Consider the following 3,651-nt stretch of genomic DNA (forward strand, 5'->3'; position numbering starts at 1 on the left):
CTGCGTATTTATTTACCTCAGGTATGGACATACTATAAACACTGTTGAATGTTGAAATAATAACAGGACGATAACAGTAATTGCATATTGTTTCGCCAGTTGAAACGGGAGCCCCACAGCCAGGGCATCTCATATCTATTGCTTGGTGAGCCATTATGTTTTCTCCTTATGATATGTTTTTTTATTTATAGACAGTCCTAACGGAGATTGGACTGCTAAAGGTTACTATTTTGTTGTCAATTGCCGAATCGTTTGTATAAAATCCGGGATTTGATCCAACATTACAGATGTGGCTTCATTCATATCCAAAACAGCTATTAGCGCCATAAACATTGTCCATGACATTTTTTTCGTTCTTGTCTCTATAGCGCTATAAGTTTGTCTTGATACCCCTATGGCAGAAGCCATCACTTCCTGAGACATTCCCAATCGTGCTCTCATCACTGGAAGTTCTGCTGTAAGAGTCATGATTAACTCATCTCTAATTTTTGCTTTATCATCATACATGCTATTTTTCACTCCAGTTTCGTAGAGTACATTACTCCACGCAAAAACACCGCCGAAAGCTGGATTTACAGCATTTCATGGCGGTGTTGACGATTTATTTGACGGATAATAGCTCGGAAAGACGTTGCATATTTTCTTTTTTTAATTCCATTGACGGATGAACATAACGGTTCATGGTGATATTAACACTGGCATGGCCTAATATTTCGCTTAAGCTTTTGACATCAAACCCCAGTTCAATGCAGCGTGTAGCAAAAGTGTGACGCAAGGAATGATAATTCGCTGGATCAATCGAACTCTTATGCAATGCTTTCTTAAAATGATTTTGCATGGTTCTTGGTTCTAAAAGCTCTTGGTCACTATTGGTTAAAATATAACCAGTAGAAGAAGTTTTGTATGCTGCAAGAAGGGCAATCAAGTCATCCGGCACCGGGATAGTGCGAATGGAACAGGCGCTCTTTGGAGTGGTAACGACAATTCTTGTCTTGTGTTCACTATTGGTTCTATCTTGGATTCTTTGTAGTGTTTGATGCACATGGATTGTGTGATCTGAGAATGAAATATCTTCCCATCGCAAGGCACATATTTCTCCTACCCTGAGTCCAGTGAATAAACATACCAATATGCCGATGTTGCAAGCATCAAGTTCAGAGTACAAATATCGACACAATTTCTCCTGTTCAGCACGGCTCAAAACTCTCATTTCTTTTGTTTGACGCTTTACCTGTATGGATCGTGCGTCACAAGAAATGATTTTTCCTTTTCTGGTAGCAAACTGTAAGATATTTCGGATTAAAGATAGTATATCCGAAACAGTTTTACAGGAAAGGCCTTTTCCCTTTAAACCGCCAGTTGTAAGCAAGAGATTACACTGCGTTTCTAGGAATTCATGTGTTATGTCACACAACGGTTTACTTCCGAATGAAGGAAGTATATACGAGTTTAGAAGATTCCAATATTTATTGCTTGTAGATTCCTTTACTTGAGGGCTTATCGCATTAAACCATTCTATAGCAACATATTCAAATAAATCTGAACTTACTTCTGGACTAGCAGTGGCAGAACTGATTTGGACAGAACCTTTGTCATTAAGTTTTGCTTTGACTTCTCGATACGTTTTTGCATAAACATAACCATAATTTGCTTTACCAGCAGGAGTTCGAGATTTAATATATCGTCCTTCCCACCTGCCGTCTTTCCTTTTGTAAATGTTTTCACCTTTTCTTGGCATAAGGTACACCTCCTTCCTTATGACTATAATTCTGACGGCAAATTGTGAATGTGGATCGCCTTTTGGAGCCTTTTTTCTACAAATATTTTGCTTTCCACCCACTTTACACATTGACAAATAGTGCGACAACCTGTAAAATAAGGATACAAGCTTCAAAAACAGAGAAAAATGTAGTTCGTGGAGTAATGTACTCTACGAATTTTTTTATATATAAGACCCGAAAATAGGTTCTATTGCCTTATTTTCGGGTCTTTCTTTTTTCTATCATTTAATGCAAATTGCCCATAAAATTATAACATATTGCATTTATGAATGCAATCTGCATTTGGGGTTGGTTGTTGCAAAATTGGGCATAATCTATAATGAAAATGTAATAAAAATGCATGGGGGTGATTGAAATGCAACCGGAAATTGACTACGTTAAAATTGGTCGGCGTATCAAGACCGCACGTCTTGAAAAAGGTTATAGTCAAGCTGAACTGGGCGCACGGGTTGGTTGCTCAAACAATCATATGAGCCATGTTGAGGTTGGACAGACTAAGGTTTCACTTCAAATGCTTTTGAAACTGGCATTTGTTTTGGAAAAAAGTTTTGATTATTTCTTATTAGATACACCGTATGCGAAATGCGAGAGCATAATTGATTCTGAGATTGCTGGCAAACTTAAACAGTGCAACGCAACGACATTAGTAACAATCAGCAAAATACTTGATGCACTGATAGAACAGCAGAAAATGGTGTGTACAGATCAGCAAGAGTATTAATTCCATGAAAAATGTGGCTTCCATTCACAGGGTAGCCTTAATAAAGATTACGGCATAAGGCTACCCGATATTCACTGAAAGGGCCTTGTGCCGTTTTTGATTATTATAGGAAGGAGGAGCTCATATGTTAAGTACAATTCAAAAGTTGTTCGGTGGCGGTAAGCAAGTAACATCGGAAAAAGCTGAGCAAGTTGAGCAGCAACAATATATTCAGTATGCACAGGAAGTAGAGTGTACGTTGCGCCTGCTGGAAGAACACCTTCACGAAAGTGATAATTCAGCAGAGATCATCCAAAATGTAATGAAAACTGCCTGTGAGTTCTATCAGGGAGATTGGGTCGGCTTTCTGCAGGTAGACTTGGAACTGGGATTGTGGACACCGTATGTTTGGCATAATCCGCATGAAAATGATCAGACTGCGATTTTGCTACGAGAATTTGAATCTGCTGAATTTTTCAGCAGATGGATTGATGCGATGCATAATAATAGAGCTTTGTTTTTCCTTTCATTGGACGAACTCAGCGATGCCCCTCCAGAGGAACTAAAACTGTATCATCATCTGAATATTAAACAGCTTTTGGCCGTACCGATCAAGCCACGTCCTACTGGATTTTTGGTAGTTCGTAATCCGCAGCGGCATATTACCCGAAGCAGTATGCTGCAGATGCTGGCATTCGTTTTACTTTCCTCCATCAATGAGCAAAAGCTGATGCAGAGCATGAAAATGTCTTTGTCACCAGAGAATATCAAAAGTGACACAGACGTAATAATAAATCTTTTTGGAAACCTAGAGATATACACTTTAAATGGCGTTTTACGTGAAGCAGATTTAAAATCACCTAAGATTTGCCGTCTGCTAGCATATATGTTATTGAACAGGAAAGTCACAGTGCCAGCAAGGGAAATTGTAGAAGCAATCTGGCCGGAGGAAGTTCTTGAAACAGACAATCCGGGAAAGAATCTACGAGCTTTGATTTTTCGCTTGCGTCAGTCGTTCAGCTTGATTTCCGGTTATTCATTGATAGAGACAACTCCGAATGGGTATTGCCTTAATCCAAAGCTCAATATCGTGTGATGTTGTATAAATAAAGTTGACACCTTATTCTCAAAGAATTCATGTATAATAAAGAGAATAAGGAGGAACTCTCA

The 3,651-nt window shown here is 38.8% G+C and carries 4 protein-coding genes; 2 read left to right on the plus strand and 2 right to left on the minus strand.

Annotated features, from left to right (window positions below):
* Nucleotides 1-225: 225 nt before the first annotated feature.
* Nucleotides 226-507 carry a helix-turn-helix transcriptional regulator gene (locus WMO25_RS16165; RefSeq protein ID WP_349086185.1) on the minus strand — a complete coding sequence of 94 codons (282 nt, stop codon included), beginning with the start codon at nucleotides 505-507 and terminating at the stop codon, nucleotides 226-228.
* Nucleotides 508-601: 94 nt separating this feature from the next.
* The gene (locus WMO25_RS16170) at nucleotides 602-1,738 is read right to left on the minus strand and encodes a tyrosine-type recombinase/integrase (protein ID WP_349086187.1); all 1,137 of its coding nucleotides are present in this window, start codon (nucleotides 1,736-1,738) and stop codon (nucleotides 602-604) included.
* Nucleotides 1,739-2,121: 383 nt separating this feature from the next.
* Between WMO25_RS16170 and WMO25_RS16175 the strand changes: the two genes are divergently transcribed.
* Together WMO25_RS16175 and WMO25_RS16180 are read left to right on the plus strand one after the other, a co-directional pair.
* On the plus strand, nucleotides 2,122-2,502 hold the full coding sequence (locus WMO25_RS16175) for a helix-turn-helix domain-containing protein (protein ID WP_349086189.1): 381 nt from the start codon (nucleotides 2,122-2,124) through the stop codon (nucleotides 2,500-2,502).
* 124 nt (nucleotides 2,503-2,626) lie between these two features.
* Nucleotides 2,627-3,577, plus strand: a complete 951-nt coding sequence (locus tag WMO25_RS16180; protein ID WP_349086191.1) for a hypothetical protein — start codon at nucleotides 2,627-2,629, stop codon at nucleotides 3,575-3,577.
* The last annotated feature ends 74 nt before the right edge of the window (nucleotides 3,578-3,651 follow it).

The sequence above is a fragment of the Coprococcus intestinihominis genome, from assembly GCF_040096555.1.
Taxonomy (GTDB): Bacteria; Bacillota; Clostridia; order Lachnospirales; family Lachnospiraceae; genus Coprococcus_A; species Coprococcus_A intestinihominis.

Coding starts and splice junctions, on each gene's coding strand:
- WMO25_RS16165 (WP_349086185.1), bottom strand. CDS start 507: ATGTATGATGATAAAGCAAAAATTAGAGATGAGTTAATCATGACTCTT.
- WMO25_RS16170 (WP_349086187.1), bottom strand. CDS start 1,738: ATGCCAAGAAAAGGTGAAAACATTTACAAAAGGAAAGACGGCAGGTGG.
- WMO25_RS16175 (WP_349086189.1), top strand. CDS start 2,122: ATGGGGGTGATTGAAATGCAACCGGAAATTGACTACGTTAAAATTGGT.
- WMO25_RS16180 (WP_349086191.1), top strand. CDS start 2,627: ATGTTAAGTACAATTCAAAAGTTGTTCGGTGGCGGTAAGCAAGTAACA.